Origin of the sequence: Vreelandella neptunia, from assembly GCF_034479615.1 — a bacterium.
Taxonomy (GTDB): Bacteria; Pseudomonadota; Gammaproteobacteria; order Pseudomonadales; family Halomonadaceae; genus Vreelandella; species Vreelandella neptunia.
The window spans coordinates 1,741,317-1,767,939 of record NZ_CP140255.1; the positions used below are offsets into that span (position 1 = coordinate 1,741,317).

Annotated in this window: 22 protein-coding genes; 12 read left to right on the top strand and 10 right to left on the bottom strand. The window is 55.9% G+C overall.

Annotated elements, in window-relative coordinates; genetic code table 11:
- Window positions 1–58: 58 nt before the first annotated feature.
- The 8 genes from SR894_RS07965 to SR894_RS08000 form a co-directional block, all read right to left on the bottom strand.
- Window positions 59–883, bottom strand: coding sequence for a class I SAM-dependent methyltransferase (locus tag SR894_RS07965; RefSeq protein ID WP_133730549.1), 825 nt, complete (start codon window positions 881–883; stop codon window positions 59–61).
- Between the two features lie 6 nt (window positions 884–889).
- Complete coding sequence (locus SR894_RS07970; protein ID WP_133730550.1) at window positions 890–2,611, bottom strand: AMP-binding protein; 1,722 nt, start codon at window positions 2,609–2,611, stop codon at window positions 890–892.
- A gap of 85 nt (window positions 2,612–2,696) precedes the next feature.
- Window positions 2,697–3,602 carry a hydroxymethylglutaryl-CoA lyase gene (locus tag SR894_RS07975; protein ID WP_133730551.1) on the bottom strand — a complete coding sequence of 302 codons (906 nt, stop codon included), beginning with the start codon at window positions 3,600–3,602 and terminating at the stop codon, window positions 2,697–2,699.
- 9 nt (window positions 3,603–3,611) lie between these two features.
- Window positions 3,612–5,666: an acetyl/propionyl/methylcrotonyl-CoA carboxylase subunit alpha gene (locus SR894_RS07980; protein WP_133730552.1), complete on the bottom strand. Its 2,055-nt coding sequence runs from the start codon at window positions 5,664–5,666 to the stop codon at window positions 3,612–3,614.
- Window positions 5,663–6,487: an enoyl-CoA hydratase/isomerase family protein gene (locus SR894_RS07985; RefSeq protein WP_133730553.1), complete on the bottom strand. Its 825-nt coding sequence runs from the start codon at window positions 6,485–6,487 to the stop codon at window positions 5,663–5,665. Before SR894_RS07985 ends, SR894_RS07980 begins: the two co-directional genes overlap by 4 nt.
- Window positions 6,488–6,499: 12 nt before the next feature.
- Window positions 6,500–8,107, bottom strand: a complete 1,608-nt coding sequence (locus SR894_RS07990) for a carboxyl transferase domain-containing protein (protein ID WP_133730554.1) — start codon at window positions 8,105–8,107, stop codon at window positions 6,500–6,502.
- 23 nt (window positions 8,108–8,130) lie between these two features.
- Window positions 8,131–9,300, bottom strand: a complete 1,170-nt coding sequence (locus SR894_RS07995) for an isovaleryl-CoA dehydrogenase (RefSeq protein ID WP_133730555.1) — start codon at window positions 9,298–9,300, stop codon at window positions 8,131–8,133.
- Between the two features lie 103 nt (window positions 9,301–9,403).
- Window positions 9,404–9,871 (bottom strand): MerR family transcriptional regulator, encoded by a 468-nt coding sequence (locus SR894_RS08000; RefSeq protein WP_133730556.1) that lies wholly within the window; start codon window positions 9,869–9,871, stop codon window positions 9,404–9,406.
- A gap of 326 nt (window positions 9,872–10,197) precedes the next feature.
- On the opposite strand from SR894_RS08000, the gene SR894_RS08005 reads away from it, so the two are divergent.
- The 9 genes from SR894_RS08005 (at window position 10,198) to SR894_RS08045 (ending at window position 19,412) form a co-directional block, all read left to right on the top strand.
- The gene (locus SR894_RS08005) at window positions 10,198–11,004 is read left to right on the top strand and encodes an ABC transporter ATP-binding protein (RefSeq protein ID WP_022523811.1); all 807 of its coding nucleotides are present in this window, start codon (window positions 10,198–10,200) and stop codon (window positions 11,002–11,004) included.
- Window positions 11,001–11,744 carry an ABC transporter ATP-binding protein gene (locus SR894_RS08010; protein WP_133730557.1) on the top strand — a complete coding sequence of 248 codons (744 nt, stop codon included), beginning with the start codon at window positions 11,001–11,003 and terminating at the stop codon, window positions 11,742–11,744. The genes SR894_RS08005 and SR894_RS08010 overlap by 4 nt, the downstream gene beginning before the upstream one ends.
- Before the next feature lie 145 nt (window positions 11,745–11,889).
- Window positions 11,890–13,113 (top strand): ABC transporter substrate-binding protein, encoded by a 1,224-nt coding sequence (locus SR894_RS08015; protein WP_133730558.1) that lies wholly within the window; start codon window positions 11,890–11,892, stop codon window positions 13,111–13,113.
- A gap of 101 nt (window positions 13,114–13,214) precedes the next feature.
- Window positions 13,215–14,102, top strand: coding sequence for a branched-chain amino acid ABC transporter permease (locus SR894_RS08020; protein ID WP_133730559.1), 888 nt, complete (start codon window positions 13,215–13,217; stop codon window positions 14,100–14,102).
- Between the two features lie 2 nt (window positions 14,103–14,104).
- The gene (locus tag SR894_RS08025) at window positions 14,105–15,097 is read left to right on the top strand and encodes a branched-chain amino acid ABC transporter permease (protein WP_133730560.1); all 993 of its coding nucleotides are present in this window, start codon (window positions 14,105–14,107) and stop codon (window positions 15,095–15,097) included.
- Between the two features lie 183 nt (window positions 15,098–15,280).
- Window positions 15,281–16,435, top strand: coding sequence for an acyl-CoA dehydrogenase family protein (locus SR894_RS08030; protein ID WP_133730561.1), 1,155 nt, complete (start codon window positions 15,281–15,283; stop codon window positions 16,433–16,435).
- Between the two features lie 53 nt (window positions 16,436–16,488).
- On the top strand, window positions 16,489–17,604 hold the full coding sequence (locus SR894_RS08035; protein WP_133730562.1) for an enoyl-CoA hydratase/isomerase family protein: 1,116 nt from the start codon (window positions 16,489–16,491) through the stop codon (window positions 17,602–17,604).
- Between the two features lie 37 nt (window positions 17,605–17,641).
- Window positions 17,642–18,535 carry a 3-hydroxyisobutyrate dehydrogenase gene (gene mmsB / locus SR894_RS08040; protein ID WP_133730563.1) on the top strand — a complete coding sequence of 298 codons (894 nt, stop codon included), beginning with the start codon at window positions 17,642–17,644 and terminating at the stop codon, window positions 18,533–18,535.
- Window positions 18,536–18,785: 250 nt separating this feature from the next.
- A complete protein-coding gene (locus SR894_RS08045; protein WP_133730564.1) occupies window positions 18,786–19,412 on the top strand; it encodes a glutathione S-transferase family protein in 627 nt (208 codons plus the stop codon).
- Between the two features lie 70 nt (window positions 19,413–19,482).
- On the opposite strand, the gene SR894_RS08050 is transcribed toward SR894_RS08045, so the two are convergent.
- Complete coding sequence (locus SR894_RS08050) at window positions 19,483–20,403, bottom strand: ketopantoate reductase family protein (RefSeq protein ID WP_133730565.1); 921 nt, start codon at window positions 20,401–20,403, stop codon at window positions 19,483–19,485.
- A 404-nt stretch (window positions 20,404–20,807) separates the two neighbouring features.
- Here SR894_RS08050 and SR894_RS08055 point away from each other — a divergent pair, with 404 nt between their 5' ends.
- Together SR894_RS08055 and SR894_RS08060 are read left to right on the top strand one after the other, a co-directional pair.
- Window positions 20,808–22,871, top strand: coding sequence for an ATP-dependent nuclease (locus tag SR894_RS08055; protein WP_223288868.1), 2,064 nt, complete (start codon window positions 20,808–20,810; stop codon window positions 22,869–22,871).
- A complete protein-coding gene (locus tag SR894_RS08060) occupies window positions 22,868–24,850 on the top strand; it encodes a UvrD-helicase domain-containing protein (protein WP_223288869.1) in 1,983 nt (660 codons plus the stop codon). The genes SR894_RS08055 and SR894_RS08060 overlap by 4 nt, the downstream gene beginning before the upstream one ends.
- A 286-nt stretch (window positions 24,851–25,136) precedes the next feature.
- Here SR894_RS08060 and SR894_RS08065 read toward each other — a convergent pair whose 3' ends face one another.
- Window positions 25,137–25,880 carry an SDR family NAD(P)-dependent oxidoreductase gene (locus tag SR894_RS08065; RefSeq protein WP_223288870.1) on the bottom strand — a complete coding sequence of 248 codons (744 nt, stop codon included), beginning with the start codon at window positions 25,878–25,880 and terminating at the stop codon, window positions 25,137–25,139.
- Window positions 25,881–25,968: 88 nt separating this feature from the next.
- Between SR894_RS08065 and SR894_RS08070 the strand changes: the two genes are divergently transcribed.
- On the top strand, window positions 25,969–26,532 hold the full coding sequence (locus tag SR894_RS08070) for a TetR/AcrR family transcriptional regulator (RefSeq protein ID WP_223288871.1): 564 nt from the start codon (window positions 25,969–25,971) through the stop codon (window positions 26,530–26,532).
- The last annotated feature ends 91 nt before the right edge of the window (window positions 26,533–26,623 follow it).

Genomic DNA, 26,623 nt, shown 5'->3' on the forward strand with positions numbered 1-26,623 from the left:
CATACCCAAATATTGTTGTATAGCCATGGGTAGAGAGGAAAAAGCAATTCTATTCAGGTTAGCAACTGGCTTGGATTTCCACCACTTTAATTGCGCCCTGGGCTAGGTTATCGACTAAATTTTTACCCATAGTGATAAAGCGCTCGCCAAATACCCACTGGGGGGACAGCACCGCTTGGTGTGGCGCTTGCTCTTTTTGACGTTGCCGCTGGCGCCACGCCAAGGCCATTTCGCTCCAGTCGTCCACGTGTTCAAGTTGAAAGCCGCCCATTTTCAGCAATCCAGTCAGCTCAACCAAGGTAAGTAGATGGGAGTGCTTGGCGGAGGCTGCCCAAGGCACTGGGTAGCGAAGTTGTGTCACGCTGGGGCCGCTGACGACTTCGTGCATCACTATCTGCCCGCCTGGGCGTAGAACACGGTGGCTTTCAGCGATTACCACGGGAACATCGGGCATATTCATTAGACTGTGCTGAAACAGCACAGCATCAAAGCTATTATCCGCAAAGGGCAGAGCGCTAGCATCGCCCGTTACCCAGGCAAGCGGTGGGGAGTCTGGCTGACTGACCCGTAAGCTCAGCGATTTATTGAGCGCACTAAAACCGTGGGTGATATCCAGCCCCGTCATTTGAAAACCAAGTGAAGCACCCTGGCGCATTAGCCCGCCCAGCCCAGCGCCAATATCCAGCACCTTACCGTGGGTGTCAGGATTGAGCCGTTTCAGCAGCCTTGTGGAAGCCGCTACACCGCCAATATGCAGCTGATCCAAGGGAGCCAGTTGATGCAGCGTGGGGCCTGCGGGGTAGTGGCTATCAATCTGCGCCAATACCTCATCAGCGCGCAGGGCGCGCTGATAATGGTCTGCCAAATGGCTGGAGTCGGTCATCGCCCGTTATGACTCTTGATCCGAGCCTGCTTCTGGATCTAAACCTAGCTCCTGAATCGAAATTTCGCGCATTTTGAATTTCTGAATCTTGCCGGTGACGGTCATCGGAAATTCGTCGACGAACTTGAAGTAGCGTGGGATTTTGAAGTGGGTGATTTTACCTTTGCAGTACTCGCGCAGCTCTTCACCGGTGACATCACCCGCGGTGCTGTTGAGCTTCACCCAGGCAATCAGCTCTTCACCATACTTCTTATCGGGGACGCCGGTGACCTGCACTTCTGAAATCGCCGGATGGGCGTAGAGAAACTCCTCGATCTCTTTGGGATAGACGTTTTCGCCGCCGCGAATGACCATATCTTTGATACGGCCAACGATCTGGATGTAGCCCTCTTCATCCATGGTGGCCAGGTCGCCGGTGTGCATCCAGCCCGCTTCGTCAATCGCCTCGGCGGTAGCTTTGTCGTTATTCCAGTACTTGAGCATCACGCTGTAGCCGCGGGTACACAGCTCGCCTATTTCACCACGTGGCAAGATACCGCCGTTACCGGGGTCGACGATTTTGCTTTCCAGGTGCGGCTGGGTACGGCCCACGGTGGAAACGCGTTTCTCAATGCTGTCGTTGGCACCCGTTTGGGTGGATACCGGGCTGGTTTCAGTCATGCCGTAGGCGATCTGTACGCCTTTCATGTTCATCTTGTTGATCACCTGCTTCATGATTTCCGCAGGGCAGATCGAGCCCGCCATAATCCCGGTGCGCAGTGTGGAGAAGTCAGTGCTAGCAAAGCCCTCGTGTTCAAGCTCGGCGATAAACATGGTGGGCACGCCGTAGAGCGCGGTGGCTTTTTGCTCGTGAACCGCTTTAAGTACTTTGCCGGGATCGAAGCCCTCATCCGGGTAAATCATAGTGGCGCCATGGGTCATGCAGCCCAGGTTGCCCATCACCATGCCAAAGCAGTGATAGAGCGGTACAGGTATCACCAGGCGGTCTTCACTGGTAAAGCCCATACTCTCCGCCACGAAGAAGCCGTTATTGAGAATGTTGTGGTGGGAAAGCGTCGCGCCTTTAGGAAAGCCAGTGGTGCCCGAGGTGTACTGAATATTGATCGCATCATCAAACTGCAGCGTTGCCTGCAGGTCGTCAACATCGGTTTGGCTAACCTTATTGGCTTCTTTCATCAGGTCAGACCAGCGCCACATGCCGCTGAGCTTTTCGCTGCTTAAATTAATAATGCACTCAAGGTCGGGCAGCTTTTGCGACTTCAGCTCGCCATCGTTACTGGCTTTTAACTCGGGTGCCAGCTCATACAGCATGGCGCTGTAGTCAGAGCTCTTGAAGCTGTTAGCGGTGACCAAGAAGCGCGCGCCGGATTGGTTTAGCGCGTAATCCAATTCGTGGGTGCGGTAAGAGGGGTTAATGTTGACCAGGATGGCGCCGATTTTGGCAGTGGCGAACTGAGTCAATGTCCATTCGCTGCAGTTGGGTGCCCAAATGGCCACACGGTCGCCTTTATTGACGCCGATGGAGAGCAGCGCACGGGCACAGCGATTGACCTCTTCCTGAAGCTGGCGATAGCTCCAGTGAATGTTCTGATGCAGTACGATCAGCGCGTCATTATCAGCATATTGCGTCGCGATTTGGTCAAATTTATCGCCGATCGTCATGCCAAGAAGCGGCTTGTCAGCCATGCTGCTGGAGTAACTGGGTTGTGTAAGAGCAGGTGATGCCATGATGTATCTCTCCGATATTTTTCTTGTCCGAACGGGAAGGCAGGGGATAACTCGCTGCTTTTAATTTTTATTATTAACGTATCATTTAACGGCTAGCGCCTTTTGCCAGGGCCACCTTGGAGCTGGGCTTGCGGCCTAACTCGTGGGTGATCCAGTAGCCGGTTTCGATCACGGCCTGCAGGTCGATGCCCGTTTCAATCCCCAGCCCTTCCAGCAGATAGAGTACGTCTTCAGTGGCTACGTTGCCGGAAGCGCCCTTGGCATAGGGGCAGCCGCCAAGCCCCGCGGTAGCGGCATCAATAACGCTAACGCCTTCTTCTAGGACGGCATAAAGATTGGCCAGCGCCATGCCGTAGGTGTCGTGGAAGTGAGCGGCCAGAAACTCAATGGGCACCTGTTGGCGCGTCGTCTCAATCATGCGTTTAGCAGTCAGCGGCGTGCCGACGCCAATGGTATCGCCCAGGGACACCTCGTAGCAGCCCATCTCATAAAGCGCCTTGGCCACTTCAGCCACTTTGGCGGGGGCTATCTCGCCTTCGTAGGGGCAGCCCAATACGCAAGAGACGTAGCCGCGAACGCGCACGCCAGCTTCTCGGGCGCGCTCTAACACCGGCTCAAAGCGGGTCAGTGATTCAGCAATGGAGCAGTTAATGTTCTTTTGTGAAAAAGCCTCAGACGCCGCACCAAATACCGCGACCTCCTCAACGCCCACAGTTAGCGCGTTTTCGAGCCCTTTTAGGTTGGGCGTCAGCGCGGAGTACACCACGCCTGGCTGGCGTGTGATGCCCGCCATGACCTCAACGGCGTCGCCCATTTGTGGCACCCATTTGGGTGATACAAAGCTGGCGGCTTCGATATGCGTGATACCTGCTTTAGCAAGCCGCTCAATCAGAGCAATCTTAGTCCCGGTGGGCACAATGGCCCCCGGCTCATTTTGCAGGCCGTCACGGGGGGACATTTCAAACAGCTTTACAGAGGTAGGCAATGGCATCAGTGACTCCTATTCGTTGGCCGCAAAGTCGAGCAGTATGGCGCCTTGGCTGACGGTGTCGCCGGCCTGGAAGTGGAACGTCTCCACGCTGCCATCGGCGGGGGCGGTCATGGTGTGCTCCATTTTCATGGCTTCCATGACCATTAGCGGCATGCCTTTTTCGACGACAGCGCCAGGCTCTACCAGCAGCGCAACCACCGTGCCATTCATGGGCGCCGTCAGCGTAGACTCTGCTTCGTGGTGGCCATGATCAATGGCATCAATGCGCCGCCAGAACAGGCGGGTTTCACCGCTTGGGTCGGCCATGATCACTACATGACCATCGCGCCGCGCCTGCAAGCGACGGCGGTGGCCATTCAAGGTAACCGCTACCGCATCGCCGGTGAGCGGCTGCAAACTCGCGGTAAGGGTTTCATCACCAATGGTGAGATTCCAAAGCGATTCGCTCGCGCTGCGTTTACCTTCAACAATCACCACCGCTTCATCGCTATCCGGCGCTTGCGCACTTGCCGTGTCACACAGGGCAATGCGAATGGTGTGCGGTGCGTTGAGGCGGAAGCCATCGTGGCGATCCCAGGGAGAATCGCTTTCGCACTCCTGGGCCAGTTGATTCAGGCCAATCAGCGCCGCGCTGGCGTAGGCTTCCATGCTGTAAGTGCGGGGAGCAAACAGCGTCGCTTCATTGCGTTCTATAAAGCGGGTATCCAGCTCCACGTTCTTAAAGCCGGGATGCGTTGCCAGGCGCATTAGGAAGGCGCGGTTAGTCACGACTCCTTGGACATCTAAAGCTGCCAGCGCACGATTAAGGGTAGCCAGCGCGGCATCACGATCGGCGCCGTGAACGATTAGCTTGGCGAGCATAGGGTCGTAGTGCATTGACACCGCGTCACCGCTCTCTACGCCACTGTCCAGGCGTACTTGGTCAGCGCTTAAGCCCGCGCCTTCCAAATCCAGTGCAAAGCGAGTGAGCAGGCCGGTAGCAGGTAAAAAATCCTGATCCGGGTCTTCGGCGTAGATACGCGCTTCAAAGCTATGGCCGGTAATCGTCAGCTCATCTTGAGAGCAGGGCAGTGGTTCACCCATGGCGACGCGCAACTGCCACTCGACCAAATCCTGGCCGGTGATCATCTCAGTGACGGGATGTTCCACCTGGAGGCGAGTGTTCATCTCCATAAAGTAGAACGAACCATCAATGTCTAAAAGAAACTCGACGGTTCCTGCGCCCACATAGCCGATCTCCTGTGCGGCGCGTACGGCAGCATCGCCCATGGCGCTGCGCAGCTCTGCCGTCATGCCGGGGGCCGGGGCTTCTTCGATCACTTTTTGATGGCGGCGCTGAACGCTGCAGTCCCGCTCGAACAGGTAAACGCCGTTGCCGTGGCGGTCGCAGAATACTTGCACTTCCACATGGCGGGGCTGTACCAGATACTTCTCGATCAGCATCCGGTCATCACTAAAAGCGGCTTTGGATTCACGGCGGCAGCCATCTAACGCGGCTTGAAAACTATCGCCTGATTCCACCACGCGCATGCCTTTACCACCGCCACCGGCGCTGGCTTTGAGCATCACCGGGTAGCCAATTTTGTCGGCTTCACTGCGCAGCAGGGCGTCGTCCTGATCGTCACCATGGTAGCCCGGCACAAGCGGCACGCCCGCATTGGCCATGCGCGCTTTAGCAGCGGATTTATCGCCCATGGCGGCAATGGCCGAGGCAGGTGGGCCGACAAAAGTAATGCCTGCTTCTTCAAGGGCTTTGACGAAGCTGCCGTTTTCGGAAAGAAAGCCGTACCCGGGGTGAATAGCGCCGGTGCCGGTGCGCTTGGCGGCGTCGATCACCGCATCGATATTGAGATAGCTTTCCCGGGCGGCGGCAGGGCCTAGGCGCACGGCCTCGTCGGCTTCACGCACGTGGCGTGCGCTGGCATCGGCGTCAGAGTAAACCGCCACGGTTTTCAGGCCCATGCGGCGGGCAGTGCGCATGACGCGGCAGGCGATTTCACCGCGGTTGGCGACTAAAAGCGTGTCAAAAGGCGTCGTGCGAGCGGCTTTTTCGTGTTTTTTCATGAGCGACGCTCCGAAGCGTGGGGTGTGTTATTAGAATCGGCCCAGACGGGGCGGCGCTTTTCAAAGAAACTGGATAAACCCTCTTGCCCTTCTTGGCTTACTCGCAGCTTGGCGATCACCTGGCAGGTATGTTCGCGGGTGGCGTCACTGTCAGGCGCTTGAGCAACCGTGGCCATTAGTGCCTTGGTGGCGCGCTGGGCTTGGGGTGAGCCGGCTAACAGGGTTGCCAGCATGGCGTCCACTTCGTCGTCTAGCTTATCGTGCTCCACCACCAGGTGGACTAGACCCAGCGCGAGCGCTATTTCGGCGTCCATGACTTCGGCGGTTAACGCATAGCGCCGCATCTGGCGCTCGCCCAGGGCCCGCTGCACGTAGGGGCTGATGACCGCGGGCGATAAGCCAATTTTGACTTCCGAAAGGCAGAATTTGGCTTTGCCCGAGGCGATCACCACATCGCAGCAAGCGGCCAAACCCACCGCGCCGCCAAAGGCGGCGCCTTGCACACGGCAGACGGTAGGGCAGGGCAGTGTATCCAGGCCGTGCATGAGCGCGGCGAGCTTGCGGGAATCGGCGAGGTTATCTTCCAGGTCGTAATCGACCATGCGTTTCATCCAGTTCAGATCGGCACCCGCGGAGAAGCTTTTGCCTTCTGAACCCAGCACTACCGCGCGCACATCGCTTGATTCGGCCAACGTATGCAACTGGTCAAGGTGCGCGTTTAGTTCAGCGATCAGGCTGTCGTCAAAAGCGTTATGCACCTCGGGGCGGTTTAAGGTCAGGCGCGCCACACCCTCTTCTATAGTCAGTGTTGAGTAAGCCATGGTAAGACCCCCTTACATCCGGAACACGCCGAAGCGTGTCTCTTCGATTTCTGCGTTCATCGCGGCAGCTAAAGAAAGCCCTAACACATCGCGGGTTTGCAGCGGATCAATCACGCCGTCGTCCCATAATCGGGCGCTGGCGTAGTAGGGGTGGCCCTGATGCTCGTACTGGTCGCGAGTGGGCTGCTTAAAGGCTTCTTCGTCCGCTTTGCTCCACTCGCGGCCTTCGCGTTCATGCTGCTCGCGCTTAACCTGGGCCAGCACGCCCGCCGCCTGCTCGCCGCCCATCACTGAAATGCGCGCGTTGGGCCACATAAACAGCAGGTTAGGGTCGTAAGCGCGGCCACACATACCGTAGTTACCGGCGCCGAAGCTGCCGCCAATCAGCACGGTGTATTTGGGAACCTTGGCGCAGGCTACGGCGGTGACCAACTTGGCGCCGTGCTTGGCAATGCCTTCGTGTTCGTACTTGGAGCCGACCATAAAGCCGGTGATGTTCTGCAGAAATATCAGCGGAATCTTGCGTTGGGCGCAGAGCTCGATAAAGTGCGCGCCTTTCACGGCGCTTTCGGAAAACAGTACGCCGTTGTTGGCCACGATCCCCACCGGGTAGCCATGGATATGCGCAAAGCCGGTGACCAAGGTTTCACCGTAGTAGCGCTTGAACTCGTCAAAGTCGGAGTCATCGACGATGCGGCCAATGACTTCACGAACGTCGTAGGGCTTTTTCAGGTCGGTGCCGACAATCCCATACAGTTCAGCAGGGTCGAGCTTTGGTGGCTTGGGCGCCTGCATGGCGAGTTTGCCACGCTTTTGCCAGTTCAGCCGCGACACACAGGCGCGGGCTAGCTGCAGCGCATGGGCATCGTTTTCAGCGTAGTGGTCGGCGACACCGCTGACCTTGGCGTGAACATCTGCCCCGCCCAGGTCTTCAGCGCTAATGCTTTCACCGGTGGCGGCTTTCACCAAGGGCGGGCCACCCAGGAAAATCGTGCCCTGCTCTTTAACGATAATCGACTCATCCGCCATGGCAGGTACGTAAGCGCCGCCCGCGGTGCAGGAGCCCATTACCACGGCAATTTGCGGAATGCCTTCGGCCGACATGGTCGCCTGGTTATAGAAGATGCGCCCGAAGTGGTCGCGGTCGGGGAAGACTTCGTCCTGGCGGGGTAGGAAAGCACCGCCGGAATCGACCAAATAGATACACGGCAGACGATGCTTGCGGGCAATCTCCTGGGCGCGAATATGCTTTTTAACCGTGAGGGGAAAGTAGGTGCCGCCTTTCACCGTGGCGTCGTTAGCGACGATCACGCACTCCACGCCGGAAACACGGCCAATACCGGTGATCACCCCAGCGGCAGGGATCTCGCTATCGTATATGTTGTGCGCCGCAAGGGCGGAAAACTCTAAAAACGGCGAGCCTTCATCGATCAAGTGATCGATGCGGTCGCGGACAAACAGCTTGCCCCGGCTTTCGTGACGCTCGCGGGCTTTGGCACCGCCACCCTGGGCGACGGCAGCGGTCAGTTCCCGCAGTTTGTTCACTTCACCGAGCATTGAGGCTTCGTTGGTTTGAAACACATCGCTGCGCGGATTGATTTGGCTACTCACAGTGCTCATGGTGCGGACCCTTCTGACGTTTGTTACTTGCTTTCGGTGAAGAGTTCGCGGCCAATCAGCATCCGGCGAATTTCGCTGGTGCCCGCGCCGATCTCATACAGCTTGGCGTCTCGCAGCAGGCGCCCGGTGGGGTATTCGTTGATATAGCCGTTGCCGCCCAGTAGCTGAATGGAGTCCAGCGCCACCTGAGTGGCTTTTTCAGCGCAGTAGAGAATCACCCCGGCGGCGTCCTTACGAGACGTTTGACCACGATCGCAGGCACCCGCGACGGCATAGAGATAGGCGCGGCAGGCGTTGAGAGTGGTGTACATATCTGCCACTTTGCCCTGCACTAATTGGAACTCGCCAATCGACTGGTTGAACTGCTTGCGCTCGTGGATATAGGGCATCACCACGTCCATGGCGGCCTGCATAATGCCAATCGGGCCAGCAGCCAGTACGGTACGCTCATAGTCCAACCCGCTCATTAGTACGCGTACGCCTTTGCCTTCTTCACCGAGAATGTTTCCAGCGGGAACGGCGCAATCCTGGAACACCAATTCACAGGTGTTGGAGCCGCGCATGCCCAGCTTGTCGAGCTTCTGGGCGGTGGAGAAACCGGGCATGCCCTTTTCGATAATAAACGCGGTGATGCCTTTGGAACCGGCCTCTGGATCTGTTTTGGCGTACACCACCAGCACATCCGCATCGGGGCCGTTGGTGATCCACATTTTATTGCCGTTAAGGATGTAGTGATCGCCATTCTGCTTGGCACGTAGCTGCATCGACACCACATCCGAGCCTGCGCCGGGTTCCGACATGGCCAAAGCGCCCACGTGGTCGCCGCTGATCAGTTTGGGGAGGTACTTGGCTTTCTGCTCGGGGGAGGCGTTGATCTTGATCTGGTTAACGCACAGGTTGGAGTGAGCGCCGTAAGAGAGCGCTACCGATGCGCTGGCCCGGGAGATCTCTTCCATGGCAATGCAGTGGGCGAGATAGCCCATGCCGCTGCCGCCATCCTCTTCCGAGACGGTAATCCCCAATAGCCCCATATCGCCAAACTTCTTCCACAGGTCGTTAGGAAACTCGTTGTTGCGGTCGATTTCGGCGGCGCGGGGGGCAATCTCGCTAGCGGCAAAGGCGTTGACCTGCTCGCGCAACATATTCAGTTCGTCTTCGAGGCCAAAATTGAGTTCTGAGTAGTGTGAAAACATGGTCAATCACCTGTGCTGATTATTTGTGTTTGCTATCTGTATTAGCCATCTGGGCTGGGTAGCTGTGTCGGCTAATCGAGCTGGCGTTATGTCGCGCGATGAGTCAGTGCATAGTGGCGGAAGAGGGGGCTGAGGCTTTATCGGCCGAACTCGCCTGCTCTTCTTCGTTCTGTGTTTCTTGCGGCTCTTTTTCGAGTAGTTCTTCGAGCGCTTGGCGGCAGCGGATCTCAGCGCTTTCAAGCTCTAGCTGAACCATGGTGATGTCTTTCATTTGTTGATCCAGCGCCGCACGGCGCTCGCCTATTTTGCTAAGCATTAGGTGCAGCTGCTTTTTACTGCCGCTGCGGGTTTCGTCCCAAAGCTCGAACAGTTCGCGTATCTCTGCCAATGAAAACCCTAGCCGCTTACCGCGAATGGTGAGCTTCAGCCGTACACGGTCTTTGCTGCTGTAAACCCTGGTTTGCCCGCGGCGCGTAGGGTGGAGCAGCTCCTGATCTTCATAGAAGCGAATGCTACGGGTGGTTAAATCAAACTCGTTGGCTAGTTCACTGATCGAGTAAGTTCTGCTCATGGTGACGTTCTCTCACAAAGTCGTTGTTCCCAATATATGACGCCTATGGAACACTGCCACTGAGGCTAAAACAAGTTTACGTTAACGTAAAGCTATTGTTGCTAGCAGTTGAAAAGCGTTGAAATCCTGTAAGTTGTTGATATTTATGTTTTGAAGGCAGTTGTTAATTCAGGAGAATGTCGTCAATAGACCAAAGTTGTAATTGTATTGCTATAGCGACAGTTGCTAGTTTGCACATACACCTTACGTTCAGGTAAGGCAGTAGCAGCCGCTTTTGCCATGCCTGTAAAGATTTAGCACAACAACAATAAGAGGCTTGCCACTCTATGAGTGCAAACGATGTCCTTCAGGGACCTGTCCTCGAAACCCGAGGGCTGACCAAAGAGTTTCGCGGCTTCACCGCCGTGGACGATGTCAATCTCCAGGTACAGGAAGGGCATATTCACGCACTGATTGGCCCCAATGGTGCTGGTAAAACCACCGTATTTAACTTATTGACTAAATTTCTGCCGCCTACCCGCGGCGATATTTTGTATCGCGGCAACTCAATCACCAGTAAAAAATCCAACGAAATAGCTCAGTTAGGGTTGGTGCGTTCGTTTCAGATTTCTGCGGTATTCGCCCACATGACCGCGTTGGAGAATGTTCGAGTGGCCCTGCAGCGCAAACTGGGTACCTCGTTTCATTTCTGGAAATCTGAGAAGTCCCTGGATCACCTTAATGAACGTGCCCTTGAACTGCTGGAAGAAGTGGGGCTGCGGGAATATGCCGATACGCTAACGGTAGAAATGCCCTACGGTCGTAAACGAGCACTTGAGCTGGCTACTACGCTTGCGCTCGACCCCACCATGATGCTGCTTGATGAACCTACCCAAGGCATGGGCGCAGAAGACGTCGACCGCATCGTGGCGCTGATTAAGCGTGTCTCCCAGGGGCGCACTGTATTGATGGTGGAGCACAACCTGAGCGTTGTTAGCCGCCTGTGTGATCGCATCACCGTGTTGGCGCGAGGCGCTGTTTTGGCTGAGGGCGATTACGACGCTGTCTCCCGGAATCCATTGGTACGCGAAGCCTATATGGGCAGCGACGCTGCGGAAGAGGATGGTTCTGAAAAAGAGGGAGCTGCCGTATGAATATCGCTGAGGCCGACGCGCCGGTTGAAAACACGCAAAGCCTGGAAATGCTGCGGGTGCAGGATCTACACGCCTTTTATGGCGAGTCGCACATCCTGCACGGCGTCAATTTTGATGTGAAGCGTGGCGAGCTGGTAACGCTGCTGGGGCGCAACGGCGCCGGGCGTAGCACTACATTGAAATCGATAATGAACATGGTGGGGCGCAGAACGGGCTCTATTGTGATTAACGGTAATGAAACGCTGCATATGAAGCCGCACCATATCCCGCGTCTCGGGGTGGGTTACTGCCCGGAAGAACGCGGTATTTTTGCAAGCTTGGATGTGCACGAGAACCTATTGCTTCCACCCACTGTGCGTTCCGGCGGTATGAGCCTGGACGAAATCTACGCCATGTTTCCGAACCTTTATGAACGGCGTAGAAGCCAGGGGACGCGGCTTTCCGGCGGGGAACAGCAGATGTTAGCCATGGCGCGCATCTTGCGCACCGGCGCGCGCATGCTGCTGCTCGATGAAATTACCGAGGGGTTGGCCCCGGTGATAGTGCAGAAGCTTGCCGAAGTGCTGGTTCAGTTGAAAGAGCGCGGTATGACCATTGTGCTTGTGGAGCAGAACTTTCGCTTTGCAGCGCCGCTTGCGGATCGCCACTTCGTGATGGATCACGGTCAGATTGTCGAAGAAATCAGCGCCGCGCAGTTGCCATCGCGTCGGGAACATCTCAACTCAATGCTAGGGGTATAACACACGGCTAGACACTTAAATGTTCATTCCGCCAACAGTTTCGCTGCTCACAAAACAACAATATTAATCAGTAATTTGCAGTACGCACTTTCACGACAGCTCAAAAACAACACAACAACAATGGCCTCCGGGCCAGGAGACGAATATGACCTTTATGAAAAAAACGCTGGCCGCCAGCATCGCCGTTGCGGCCGCTTCAAGCCTCGCCGTGTCTACCGCCCAGGCTGATATGAGTGATGGTGAAGTCCGCATTGGGTACCTGGCCGATATGTCCGGCACTTATCGCGACCTCGCAGGCCCTGGCGGCTTAACCGCCATGGAGATGGCGGTGGCCGATTTTGGCGGCAGTGTAGATGGCGCGCCCATCGTCATTTCCAGTGCAGATGATCGCAACAGCGCTGACGTCGGCGCGAATACCGTGCGTGGTTGGATCGACCAGGATAACGTCGATATGGTGGGCGGCTTAGTAGCGTCTTCTGTGTCCATTGCAGTGACCAAAGTGCTGGAAGAGAACAATGGCCTGGGTATCGTGTCCGGCTCGGCGGCTTCTAGCATTACCAATGAACACTGTACTCCTAACCATATTCACTGGGTCTACGACACCTATCCGCTGGCTAACGGTACCGCCAAGGCCGTTGTAGAGCAGGGCGGGGATACGTGGTTTATGTTGACTGCTGACTACGCCTTTGGTCATGCATTGGAGGGCGACGTAACCAAAGTAGTGGAAGAGAGCGGCGGTGAGATTGTGGGCGGCGTGCGTCATCCCTTCCCGACTAACGACTTCTCTTCGTACATTCTTCAGGCCCAGGGCTCCGGCGCGAAAATTATTGGCTTGGCTAACGCCGGTGCCGACACCGTTAACGCGATCACGACGGCCAGCCAGTTTGGCTTGACTCAATCTGGCCAGCAGCTAGCAGGCCTGTTGATTTTCTTGAATGACGTTCACGCCCTTGGCCTGGAAGCCACTCAGAACCTGCTGCTAACTACCGGCTGGTACTGGGATATGGATGAGCAGTCCCGCGAATGGGCACAGCGCTATTTCGATGAAGTAGGCCGCATGCCGACCATGGTGCAAGCAGGTATCTACTCCAGCACCATGCACTACCTGAAAGCCGTTGAAGCCGCTGGCACCGACGACCCTGAAACCGTACGTGCGCAAATGGCCGAGATGCCTATTGAGGACTTCTTTGCCCGTAACGGCAGCATTCGTGAAGATGGCCGCATGATCCACGACATGTACCTGGCCCAGGTGAAAACACCGGATGAGTCCACCGGTGAGTGGGATCTTTACGAAATCCTCAGCACCATTCCCGCCGAAGAAGCCTACCGCCCGCTATCTGAAAGCCAGTGCAAATTGGTGCAAAACTAATTTCGAGGCTGCGCTTGAGCCAGATAGCAACCGCAAGTGATGTGTAGAACCGGTTGGCGGCAAGTTGCCGCCAACTGTTTGAGGGCGAGGAGAGTCGCGTTATGACGATGATATTCGGCGTGCCAATGGCCGTCTTCATGGGCCAGCTAACGCTGGGTCTTGTGAATGGCGCCTTTTACGCACTGCTTAGCCTGGGCCTGGCGGTCATCTTCGGCCTGTTGAAGATCGTCAACTTTGCCCATGGGGCGCAATACATGCTGGGGGCCTTCGCCGCGCTATTAGGCTTTCGCTATTTAGGGATTAATTACTGGCTGGCGCTGCTGTTAGTGCCGCTATTGGTTGGTGGTTTTGGGGTGCTGCTGGAGCGTTTTTTGCTGCGCCGTATTGCCCATTTGGACCACCTTTATGGGCTGTTGCTCACCTTCGGCTTAGCGCTCATTTTTGAGGGCACGCTGGTCAACTTCTTCGGTGTTTCCGGGGCGCGCTACGCGACACCGGAAATCTTCCAGGGCGGTTTGAACCTGGGCTTTATGTTCCTACCGACATATCGCGCCTGGGTGCTGGTAGCAGCGCTGGCGATGTGCCTGTTTACCTGGTTTATGATTGAGCGTACCCGTTTGGGTGCTTACCTTCGCGCGGGTACTGAGAACTCGCAACTGATGCAAGCCTTTGGCGTTAATGTGCCGCTGCTGATTACGCTCACCTATGGATTTGGGGTGGGGCTGGCTGCCTTTGCCGGCGTGTTGGCAGCGCCGCTCTATCCGGTATCGCCGACCATGGGGTCGAGTTTGCTGATCGTGGTGTTTGCAGTGGTGGTCATCGGCGGTATGGGCTCGATTCTAGGCGCCATTATTACCGGTCTCGGTATGGGCATTATCGAAGGGTTGACCAAGGTCTACTATCCCGAAGCCGCTAACACGGTGATCTTTCTTGTCATGATCCTCGTGCTCATGTTGCGCCCCGTTGGGCTGTTCGGTAAGGAGGCATGAACATGGCAGAATCTCAATCAATGGCGGCGCCATCCGCGGTACTGGAACGTCAGAAGCGGGCCAAGTTTCGCCGCAATATGTTCTATCTGGCGCTAATCGTGGTGGGGTTGATAGCGCCGTTTTTGGCCTACCCCGTGTTCTTGATGAAAGTGCTCTGTTTTGCGCTGTTTGCCTGTGCGTTCAACCTGCTGCTGGGCTATGCGGGGCTGCTGTCTTTCGGCCATGCGGCTTTCTTGGCCACCGGTGGCTACGTAACCGGCTACCTGTTGGCGAGCTACCCTGGATTAACCCCGGAGCTGGGTATTATCGCCGGGACTGTTCTGGCTACGCTGCTTGGGGTGGTGTTTGGGGTGCTCTCCATCAGGCGTCAGGGCATCTATTTTGCCATGGTGACTTTGGCGATCGCCCAGCTGGTGTACTTCATGTTTGTGCAGGCGCCGTTTACCGGCGGTGAGGATGGCTTGCACGGCGTGCCCCGTGGCGAACTGTTTGGGTTTATCAGCCTGAGCAGCAACCTGGCAATGTACTACTTTGTGTTCGCGATTTTCATCTTCGGCTTCGCGCTGATTCAGCGCACGGTGCACTCGCCGTTTGGCCAGGTGCTAAAAGCGATTCGTGAAAACGAGCCTCGCGCCGTATCGCTGGGCTACAACGCCGATGCCTATAAGCTAGTGGCGTTCGTCATCTCTGCAGGTTTAGCGGGCTTGGCGGGTTCCACCAAAACCGTGGTTTTCCAGCTGGCTTCGCTGACCGATGCGCACTGGCATATGTCCGGTGAGGTAATACTGATGACCTTGTTGGGCGGTGTGGGCACCTTGCTGGGCCCGTTAATGGGCGCAGGTATTGTGGTCAGCTTGCAGCATATCCTGGCGCAGTCGCCGCTGGGCAACTGGGTTAGCGTTATTCTTGGCATCATCTTTGTGGTCTGCGTACTCAGTTTCCGTAGCGGAATAATCGGTGAACTGGACAAGATGTATCGCAAAAACTTTAAGTAGTACCCTCCCTCTCTGTCCGATGTTGGGCGCCATTTGGCGCCCTTTTTTTATTCATTTATTTAGGCCTACACCTAAGGTCGCAAGCGCTGTTATGTTGCTTGTAGTCGGCTAAATAGATAAGTTAACGTAAACGTGAATTACAACGACAACAGCCTGTGTGTACGCACATTTGCGGAGATAGCCATGAATTTTGAGCTCAATGAAGACCAGGTCGCCTTTGCCGATATGGCGCGGGCGTTTGCCCAGAACGAACTAGAGCCTCACGCCGCCGAATGGGATCAAACCTCCTTCTTCCCCGTCGATGTGATTCGCAAAGCGGGCGAGCTGGGCTTCTGCTCTCTTTATGCACCGGAAAGCGTGGGTGGGTTAGGGCTTTCGCGGTTGGATGCCAGCATCATTTTCGAACAGCTCTCCATGGGCTGCACCTCTACCACGGCCTACCTAACCATTCACAATATGGTCACCTGGATGCTGGCGGATTTCGGTACGCCGGAAGCGGTAGAGCAGTGGGGCACAAGGCTGGCCACAGGCGAGCTGCTGGGTTCTTACTGTTTAACCGAACCTAACTCAGGCTCTGACGCCGCTTCGCTGAAAACCACTGCCAAGCGCGATGGCGACCATTACGTATTGACCGGCAGCAAGATGTTTATTTCCGGCGCCGGTAGCACCGATTTTCTCGTGGTGATGGCGCGCACCGGCGGTGAGGGCGCCAGCGGCGTCTCGGCGTTTGCGGTCGATGCCAAGAGTGACGGCATTAGCTATGGGCGCAAGGAAGAGAAAATGGGCTGGAACAGCCAGCCAACCCGCATGATCACCTTTGAAGACGTGCGAGTACCCGCCAACCATCTGCTCGGCAATGAAGGCGACGGTTTTAAAATCGCCATGAAGGGCCTCGACGGCGGGCGTATCAATATTGCTACCTGCTCTATCGGCACCGCCCAGCAGGCAATCAACAAAGCGCGGGAATATATGCTGGAGCGCAAACAGTTCGGTAAGCGTTTAGCCGAGTTCCAGGCGCTGCAGTTCCGCTTGGCCGACATGGTCACTGAGCTGGTCGCTGCACGGCAGCTGGTGCGCATGGCCGCTACCAAGCTGGACGCAGGCCACGCCGATGCACCGACCTACTGTGCCATGGCTAAACGCTTTGCTACCGATGTGGGCTTCAAGGTGTGCGACGAAGCGCTTCAACTTTACGGCGGCAATGGCTATATCAAGGAGTACCCCATGGAGCGCTACGTGCGCGATACCCGGGTACACCGGATTCTTGAAGGCACCAACGAAATCATGCGGCTGATCATCTCCCGCCGGGTGCTGGCAGACGGCGCCACCGAGCTGTAAATGACGATGAATAAGATAACGGTGGAAACGATAGCGACGGATAAGGAATGCCAATGAGCAGCGTACTGTTTACCGAACACGCCACCCAAGACGGCCACGTGATTGCTGAGGTTAAGCTCAATGCCGAGCGCTCGCTGAACGCTTTAACGCTTGATATGTGTGAAGAGATGTTGCCGCGCCTTCGCGACTGGGCCACCGACGATCGGGTGGTCGCGGTGCTGCTGGATAGCGCAGGCGAAAAAGCGTTTTGTGCCGGTGGCGACGTGGTGAATCTGTATAAAACGATTACCGGCGAGGGCGACCCCAGCTTCCCCGAGCGCTTTTTCGAGACCGAGTATCGGCTCGATTTTCTGCTCCATACCTACCCCAAACCGGTGATCTGTTGGGGCAATGGTATTGTGATGGGCGGCGGCATGGGGCTGTTAAGCGCCAGTAGCCACCGTGTCGTGACCGAGAAATCGCGTTTGGCAATGCCGGAAGTCACCATTGGGCTTTACCCGGATGTTGGTGCCAGCTGGTTTTTAAACCGGCTTCCCAACGGCGCAGGGCGCTTTCTAGCCATGACCGGCTGCCAGATCAATGCGCCAGATGCCGTGCATCTAGGGTTGGCTGACCGCTGTATCGCCAGCCACCACCGTGATGCCATGCTGCAGCAACTGACCGACGCACAGTGGGGAGCCGGTGAGAATGCCGATGCCAACGGGGTGGTTAACCGCATCATGCGTGAGCTTGAGCAAACATCCCAGCCTGTATTTGCTGAGATGGAAGCGCCCGTATACCAGCACTCACCGCTGATTCGCGAGTTGATGGATCACGACAGCGTGGAGCAAATTGTCGCCGCTATTATGGCGGTAAAAAGCGACAATAAGTGGTTTGGCAAGGCACAGAAAACGCTGGCCCACGGTAGCCCGGTGTCAGTGAAATTGATTGATGAGCAGCTAAAGCGGGCCAAGCATATGTCGCTGGCAGAGGTGTTCCAGTCCGAAATGTCGCTCTCAGTACAGTGCTGCCGACACCGTGAGTTCCCCGAGGGCGTGCGCGCACTGCTGGTCGATAAAGACGGGCAACCGAACTGGACGTATCCCGATGTGACCTCGGTAGAGGAGAGCTTTATCAACGAGCTACTATCTTCCCCATGGTCGCAAAATCCGCTGGCGGATCTACGCTAATATAATCTTCCCATTACCGGCTAATAAGGATAATAAAATGAACACCATCGCATTTATCGGCCTGGGCAATATGGGTGGCCCGATGGCCGCCAATCTAGCCAAAGCAGGCTTCAGCGTTCGCGCTTTTGACCTTTCAGAAGACGCGCTGGAGATCGCCAAATCCAACGGCTGCGAAGTGGCTTTTTCGGCCCAGGAAGCCGCCACTGATGCCGACTTTATCATTTCAATGCTGCCAGCCGGTAAGCATGTACGCGGGCTATATATTGAAGACGACGCGCCGCTATTTGAAGTGATCAAGCAGGGGGCGCTGGTCATCGACTGCTCTACCATTGACGGGGCCACTGCCCGAGGCGTTGCTGAAGAGGGCGAGAAGCTGGGGATTGGCTTTGTCGATGCACCAGTTTCCGGTGGCGTGGGCGGCGCTCAAGCGGGTACCTTGACCTTTATCGTGGGCGGCAGCGAGGCCGAGTTCAGACAGGCCAAGCCGGTGCTGGAAGCCATGGGCAAAAACATCTTCCACGCCGGAGACCATGGCGCAGGGCAGGTGGCCAAAGTGTGCAACAATATGCTGCTCTCTATCCTGATGGCAGGCACCTGCGAAGCGATCAACATGGGCGTCAAAAACGGCCTGGATCCCGCGGTGCTTTCGGAAATCATGAAGCAGAGCTCCGGCGGTAACTGGGCGCTCAATGTTTACAATCCCTACCCAGGCGTCATGGAAAACGCACCGGCCTCCAAAAACTACCAGGGCGGCTTCCAGGTCGACCTGATGATCAAAGACTTAGGCCTCGCCATGGATGTCAGTCAGCAAAGCGCCTCCGCAGTCCCCATGGGTTCCGCCGCCCGCTCACTGTTCACCCTGCATAAAGCCAAAGGCAACGGTAAACTCGACTTCTCAAGCCTGATGCAGTTTTATCAGGATAAAGGGTGAGGGTGAGGGTGAGGGTGAGGCGTGAGGTGTGAATGGTGAGGAGTGAATTGTGAGGTGTGAATCGTAAGTGGTGAGGAGCGGGGTTTTGTAGCGCGTGGTAACGAGTTTTGCGAGGAACGAGCAACACGAGGCACCCGCGGGAGGGCGGCGAAGCCGCCCCTGAGTCGCCACCAAGCCAGCTCCAACTTGCCACTCCAACCCGTGCGAGGCAAACTCAACTTCCTCTCTTTGCTCATACACAAGGACTGCCATGATCACGCTTTGGGGCCGCAACAACTCCACCAACGTCAAAAAAGTGCGCTGGGTGCTAGAAGAGCTGGAACTACCGTTCGAACAGATCCTGGCGGGGCTTGAGCACGGGGTTAACAATACGCCGAAATACCTGGCCATGAACCCCACTGGGCTAGTGCCGCTACTCAAAGATGACGCCACCAATAGCGTGCTGTGGGAGTCAAATACGATTATTCGCTACCTTGCCGCGCAGTACGGGCAAAGCAAGCTATGGATCGAAGCCCCCGCCGAACGGGCGCAGGCTGAAAAGTGGATGGATTGGTCGAACAGCACCCTGTCACCCAGGCACCGCACGATCCTAATGGGCTATGTCAGAACCCCACCCGAAAAACGCGATCACGCCGCTCTTGAAGCGGGTATGCAGGCGTGTGAAGAGCTGTTTGAGTTGATGGATAAGGTGCTGACCAAGCAAGCGTTCTTCTCAGGCAATGAATTTGGCCTGGGCGATATTGCCGTTGCACCCTTTATCTACAACTTATGGCATATCGGCCTAACTTGGCAGCCACACCCCCATTTAGAGCGCTGGTACCAACAAATCGCTGAACGCCCCGCCTACCAAAAAGTGGTCGTGATTCCTGTAACGTGAAAGATGCACTGATCTCACTCATGCATTTTGTGGGAGGGCGCTTCAGCGCGCGAATAGGTAGCGACGCTGCCTAAAAACTAGCCTCTAGCTCCGCCATCTCATCATCCAACCCCTTCAACACCTCGCACGCTAACCCATGGCGATGGGCACTCCCAATCAACGGCCCCAATATCGCCCCGCGCTCGGTGGGGCGTTTGGCCTCTACATCCTGCAACATCGAAGCCTTATTGTTCGCGGTGTTCTCCACTACCTGCCACACCAGCGCCAACCACGCATCTTCACCGTTGCCATCATTGGGTGGCGCAATGCCCTCGGCCAGCATAATCGCCGCGACTTCCTTTACCACCGCCACAACATGGCCCGCATAAGCTTCACCGCGCAACTCGCCGTTACGTACATCATTTAACGCCACTAAAGGATTAATCGCCGCGTTCACCGCCAGCTTCTGCCACAAGCGCTGGCGTATATCACACACCTTTGTAGCGGCGAGCCCTGCCTGAGTTAATGTTTGCGCCAGTTCTTCTGCCAGTGCACCGTACTGGTCATGCAAATCGCCCACAAAGGTATGCCCACGCCCCGCATGCATCACGCCATCATCACCGGTTAGATAAGCACCTTCAGTTGTTGTCGCGCAAAGCACCGGCCCTGGCCATGCCTGTGTGATACGCGGCTGGGCCAAAAAACCGTTTTGCCACAGCACCAGTGGGGTAGTAGGGGAAATGCAGTCAGTAATGCCAGCCAACGCTGACTCAGCCGCCATGGCCTTGGTAGTGATATGAACAAAAGCGGGCGGTTTTGGCGTGTTTGATGGCAGTTGAGCTATCGTCAACGAATTTAATGGTTGCCAGTACTGTTCGCCCTCCGGCGTGGTCAGCATCTGGCGCGGAGGCAGCGCACGGCGACCAAGCAGCGTGGTAGTCGCTATTGGTGAAAGCGAATGGGCCAGCAGGCGGCCAATGGCACCTGGGCCGAGTATCCAGTGGGTTGTCATATCAAGCACGTACTCAGCAGCGTCGTCGCCGCCAAGCTTACCGCGTTTGTTTTAGAGGAGCGAAGGTGAAAAAAGCCGAGCAAAGGGGACTAATGGCTAGTGACGGTGGTAAACAATGTCTGATAGTTTGAAGCTAAGTGAAATTGATGGATGAGGCGGTCAATGCGTAATGGCGTGTTTATGTATGATGTTGTCATGAGACATTATTGGATGGCTGCTTTCGACCCAAAGCGGACGTTGGTGGAGGGCGGCTAACGGCCAGGAGCAGACAGTCATCCCAAGAGATTGGTTTCGCCCGATAGATCATGTCATAAATCTACCAGTCATCAGGGATCAGCACTGGGTTGGCAGAAATGGCCAAGATAGGCGTCCCTGCCTCGTCATGAGTAACAGGGAGCGTCGCTGTGTACCTATCTGTTTTGAAACTAGAAAATTTCCGCCAGTTTGGCCAGGCCAACCATGGCCTGGAGGTCACCTTCAACCCAGGTGTCACCGCGCTGGTTGGGGAAAATGATGCAGGTAAAACGGCAGTCATCGATGCGATCCGGTATGTACTGCAAACCCGTGATGCCGAATACCTGAAGCTGCAACTAGAAGACTTCCATATCGATGACAGCGGAGCTCAGGCCAGCACCATTACGCTGAGGTGCACATTAGATGGTTTGAGTAAGGCCGAACTGGGTGCGTTCGCTGAGTATGTTACCTACAAGAACAGCATAGGTCGACTGCACATCCATTGGTCAGCCACGCGCGTCCAAGGCTCAACGCTCACCCGCAGATGGGTGGAGATTTCAGTGCGTTCCGGAGAGAACGGGGAAGGACCGTCTCTGGATGCAGGGGCCCGTCTTCTGCTCGCCACTGCCTACTTGAAACCATTACGTGATGCAGAGCGCGAGATGTCGCCAGGCCGCAACTCTCGGCTCTCTCAGGTCTTGAGCAGCTTCCCAAGCATCGATGTCGGAAACGCTTTTGATACCGCGACCCCACCTGCTAGCCCCGTTGATGCAGAAGCGTTGAGCATTGCTGGTATGGGCGACTACATGCGGTATCTGGCGAACAAGCACAGCGCTATCGTCAGCGCTGAACATGCCATCAACCAAAACTACCTGGCCCCGCTTTCTCTTGCGGGACAGCCCCTGACAAGCCGTATCAGTTTCGGCGAGGGGGGTACCGAGGATGCGAGGCTGAAACAGATCCTTGAGCGCCTAGAGCTTGGACTGCTTAACCACGCTTCGGGGGAGTCTCGGGGCGCGTATGGCCTGGGCTCGAACAACGTACTGTTTATGGCCTGCGAGCTCCTCCTGCTTGGAAAAGAGCCGGACGGCCTGCCGCTGCTATTGGTCGAAGAGCCTGAGGCTCACCTGCACCCGCAGCGGCAACTGCAGCTTATGGAGTTTCTTGAGAAGGCCGCGAAACCTGCGGATGGTTTGAGACCGGTACAGGTGGTTCTGACCACACACAGCCCGAATTTGAGCTCAAAGATTCCGATCCAGAATCTTGTGCTCATGCATCGAGGGCACGCGTTCTCCCTGGCTGAAGATCAGACCTGCTTGGGCGCCGATGACTATCGGTTCCTGAGTCGATTCCTAGATGTCACGAAAGCAGGATTGTTCTTCGCCAAAGGGCTGTTGGTGGTGGAGGGCGATGCTGAGGCGATCCTTCTGCCAGCCCTTGCGCGTAGGCTTGGAAAAGACCTGACCAAGCATGGTGTGTCGGTGATCAATGTGGGCGGCGTGGGGTTGCGTCGCTACTCCAAGATCATGCAGCGCCGAGATACGAGCAAGGGTGAAATTTCCATTCCTACGGCCTGCATTACCGACATGGATGTTATGCCTGACTGCGCGCCTGAGATTCACGAATTAGTAACGGGGCCAACAGATCCCAAGTGGGACAGTACCACCCGTCGCTGGAAGGCTGTGCGAGATTTCGGCACGACTGCTGCAGAGCAAATAGCCGGCATGGCTGAGCACCGCCAGAAACGGATGGCAAGCGACGGGCAGTGCGTTCGAACATTTGTTGCCGACCACTGGACACTCGAATATGACTTGGCCTATTCCGGTCTTGCACGGGAAGTGCACGCAGCGGCTTACCTCGCGATCAACGAGGAAAAGGTTGATCAGGGAAAAGTGACTAGAGCAGCTCTTTTGGTTGAAGCTGAAACCGCATTCAAGGCCATCGAGACTACCCACTCCACCAAGGAGGCTAGGTGTTCCGCTGTCTACAAGCTGGTCAAGAAAGCCTCCAAAACCATCACTGCCCAGCACCTGATCGACCTGATAGAAGAGCGTTTCGAGTCTAAGAAGCTAGATGCGGCAACTCTGCGCGGCTCGCTACCTAAGTCTCTGATTCACGCGATCGAATACGCCACCAGTGGCTCAGCTGTACCGCCGACGGGGTCTACGCTCACACCGGCTGCCATGGGCACGGTAGCCGGGACCTCAGCGGCTGTTGAGGAGAGCGAGGAATGAACTTGGCCCAGCTCATCGATCCGATAACCGATGGCGATGTGGAGTGGGTCACCAAGCTCATGAAGCTGGAGGCGTTGGACGAGCCTCGACGCAGCTTCCTGAAATCCATGAGCACACTGGACGTCTCTGCTTGCCCTGGTAGCGGCAAGACCACCTTGGTGGTAGCCAAGCTGGCTATCCTCGCTCGTCATTGGAAGAGTCGAACTCAGGGTATCTGCGTCCTTTCACATACCAACGCAGCTCGGGAGGAAATTGAGCATCGCTTGGGAGGCTCGGAGATTGGGCAGCGTCTACTTCGCTACCCACATTACATCGATACCATCCATGGCTTCACTGGGCGATTCCTTGCTTCACCGTGGCTGCGCTCGCAGGGCATTCCACTCACTGCCATCGACGATGAGCTTACGTATGCCGCCCGCCGGAAAGCACTGAAACCCTGGGAATACGCGGGCATGAAGAAAGCGTTCGAATCAGCGTTTATCAAAGTGGAAAGTTTGCGCTTAAGAACTGTCGATTTCGACAACCCGCTAACCGGTTTGAGTCTGAAATTCGGGGCTCATACGGACACCTACAAAAATGCCTGCAAAGCGATGGCTCATGCAGCCAAGACAGGGCATTTTTGCTTTGATGAAGTGTTCGTCTTGGCTGATGCGCTGCTGGTTAAGGAACCTGAGGTAGCGAGCGCTTTGCGATCGCGCTTTCCCTGCGTTTTGGTCGATGAGATGCAAGATACGCGGTACGAGCAGGTCAACATCTTGAGCAAGGTTTTCCCGCGTCAGGATCCAGATGTTTGTGTCATCAGGGTTGGGGATCCCAACCAGGAAATCTTCGATGTGAAGGTGGAGCTACCAGAGCCGTTCCCTGATCAATCGAGCACCATGGAAATCGCTAGTAGCTTCCGCTTCAATCAGTCGATCGCGTCCATCGCCAATCCCTTTGCCTACCTGCCAATCACTGGCGGCCTGGTAGGATTACGGCAGAGTGGTGCAAACCAGCCTGCTCCCAACACCATCATCGTCTTCCCTGATGACGACGTGAGTAATGTCCTAGATGCCTATGGGCAGCTGTTGATCCAGCACCTACCTGCAGATGTCCGGACATCAGGTGTCTATGCGATTGGAGCGGTACATCGACTGGAGAATGACAAGCCAGAGCACTACCCCAAAGCGGTTGAGCATTACTGGGCTCCGTATCAGTCAGAGGTTAATAAGCCTTCGTTCAAGCCGCGTACGTTTTCAGAGGGTGTGCACATCGCTCGTCGCTATGTTGCTAGGGATGCAACTGCGGCTCTAGGCGTGGAACTGATAGCGTCCTGCCTGTTAACCCTGGTGCGCCTGGCGTTTCCCAGGGACGCGATTGTGGCCAGGTCTCGCAGTCATCAATGCGTCGAACAGCATCTTGCCGGTCGTGCTGGAGTGGTCGCCGCTTATCGCGGATGGCTCGAACGGCTGTTGTTCAGCCCCGCTGGTATTACCCAGGCGGAATGGGATGCAGCGGTTGCCTCAGGCTTGATGGATCTTGCTGCGGATTTGGTCTTTTCTGATCAACTGCTGGCAGCAGCGGATGCTAAAGCCTATCTCGCTTGGTCAACTGCCCCTCTGGTAGAAGACCCAGGTGACAACGGTGGTGCGCTGCTCAACACGTACAGGTTTGAGACCGGTTCTGAGAACGTGAACATCCGGTTGTCTTCGATTCACGCCGAGAAGGGTAAAACGCATGCTGCCACCCTGATTCTGGAAACGTATAACCGCACTCACTTCGTCAACAAGCTCTTGCCGTGGCTTGAAGGCAAAACCTCAGCTGCGAAGCGTCCGAACGAGGCGGCAAAGAAGAGCATGATGCTCATGTACGTGGGGATGACCAGGCCGACTCATATGCTCTGTCTGGCCATGCGCAAAAGCTCGATGGGTGAGGGTAAAGCCGAGATCAAGAGGAGGACAGTACTGCAGCAGGCAGGCTGGGCAATTATCGACATTTGATACGGCCACGTGGTTCGCCGTTTAGATCAGTGAATCGCCCCTAGTTTTCTAAACACCCAACGACCGCTTTTGGCCGGATGCCGAACTTCCGGTTAAGCTGATGGAGCTGGTGCGGCAGCTGACGACCCAAAGACGTCCTTCACAGCGTTACGAGAGTCAGTGCCGCTCGCTGGGTAGCCTTACTTAGGATCCTCCGATCAAGTCGTATAGCTGGGGTATACCCCCCTGTATATACACGTGCTCCAGCAGGATTTTCGAGCGAAAAATAGACTTGTTCGGAGGATCTCTAAACCGCAGCCACACCGCCATCGACAAACAGTTCATGTCCAGCGACAAAGCTACTCTCGCTTGATGCCAGGAAGAGGACTGCTCTTGCTACCTCGTTAGGTTCCCCCAACCGCCCAAGCGGAACGCTTTTATTTAGCGCCTCTTCGACTTCCGGTTGCGAGTCGAGGTAGCTCCGTATCAGGCGTGTTTCTGTTCCACCGGGCGAGACCACGTTCACGCGGATGCCTCGCTCCTTAAGGTCATTCGTCCAGCTTCGGGCGAAAGAGCGCACTGCTGCCTTGCTGGCGTTATAAAGAGACTGGCCTGGCAGGCCTTTACTGCCAGCGATAGAGCCGTTGAGCACGACAGTACTTCCCCCTGTCATCAGCGGTAGTGCTTTTTGCACAGTGAACACCATGCCTTTCACATTGACGTTGAAGGTCGAGTCGAAATGCGTATCCTCGATCGCATCGAGTGGAATGACCTCGTAAATGCCCGCATTGGCAAACACGACATCGACCTTTTGGTGATCGCGTTGGATCCGTTCGTAAAGCCGAGTGACGTCGGCAGAGTTGGTGACGTCACCCGGCACGCCAACCGCCCCGTGGCCGATCTCTTTCACAGCTTCGTCGAGTAGTTCTTGCCGGCGCCCTGTGATGTACACGTGCGCACCTTCGATGGCGAAAAGTTTCGCCGTTGCGAGTCCGATGCCGTCGCTGCCTCCCGTTATCACCACAACTTTGTTTTCGAAGCGTTTCGTCATTTTCTAGTACCTTTTTTAAATAAGTGGAGTGTTGCTCCATTTAATATATGGAGGTAGACTCCACTTAACAAGCGAAAGAGGAAAAAAATTGAGTGATGAACCTGCCCTCCGGGCTGATGCGCAGAAAAATCGCGAACTTATCCTTACTGCCGCTGAGGAGCTTTTTCTGGAAAAAGGAGCGGGGGTTCCGCTGGAGGAAGTTGCCAAGCGCGCAGGCGTCGGTATCGGTACGCTTTATCGTCGCTTTCCCACGCGCGAGGCACTTTTAGCCGCTACTAGCAATGAGCGTTTCTTGTCACTGGCGGAGACCAGCCGTGCACGCGACCCAGATCTCACTCCAGGCGACGCGGTACGAGCTTATCTAGAAGAACTTGCTAGGAACACGAGCATTTATCAGAACCTTGCTACTTCGATTGGCACTGTTATCCAATGCGGGACGCCCGGATGTAATGCCATCACCGCGGAAGGGCATCGGCTGCTTCAGCGTGGACAAGAAGCAGGCACCATTCGCCGCGATGTCACTTACGAGGATTTTATTTACGTGGTAACTGCCATTTCCATCGCTATCGAAAATGACCTCTCGTCGAAATCGCGTATTGGGCATCTGGTAGATTTGTTTCTGAATGGCATAAGCGTAAAAGGTTCGGATTAGACACCGATATACTTCGCGATTCCACGCTCGACCATTCACACAATGGATTGGCATGACCGGAGTGCAGATGCAGCATCTGATCATCGTTCGC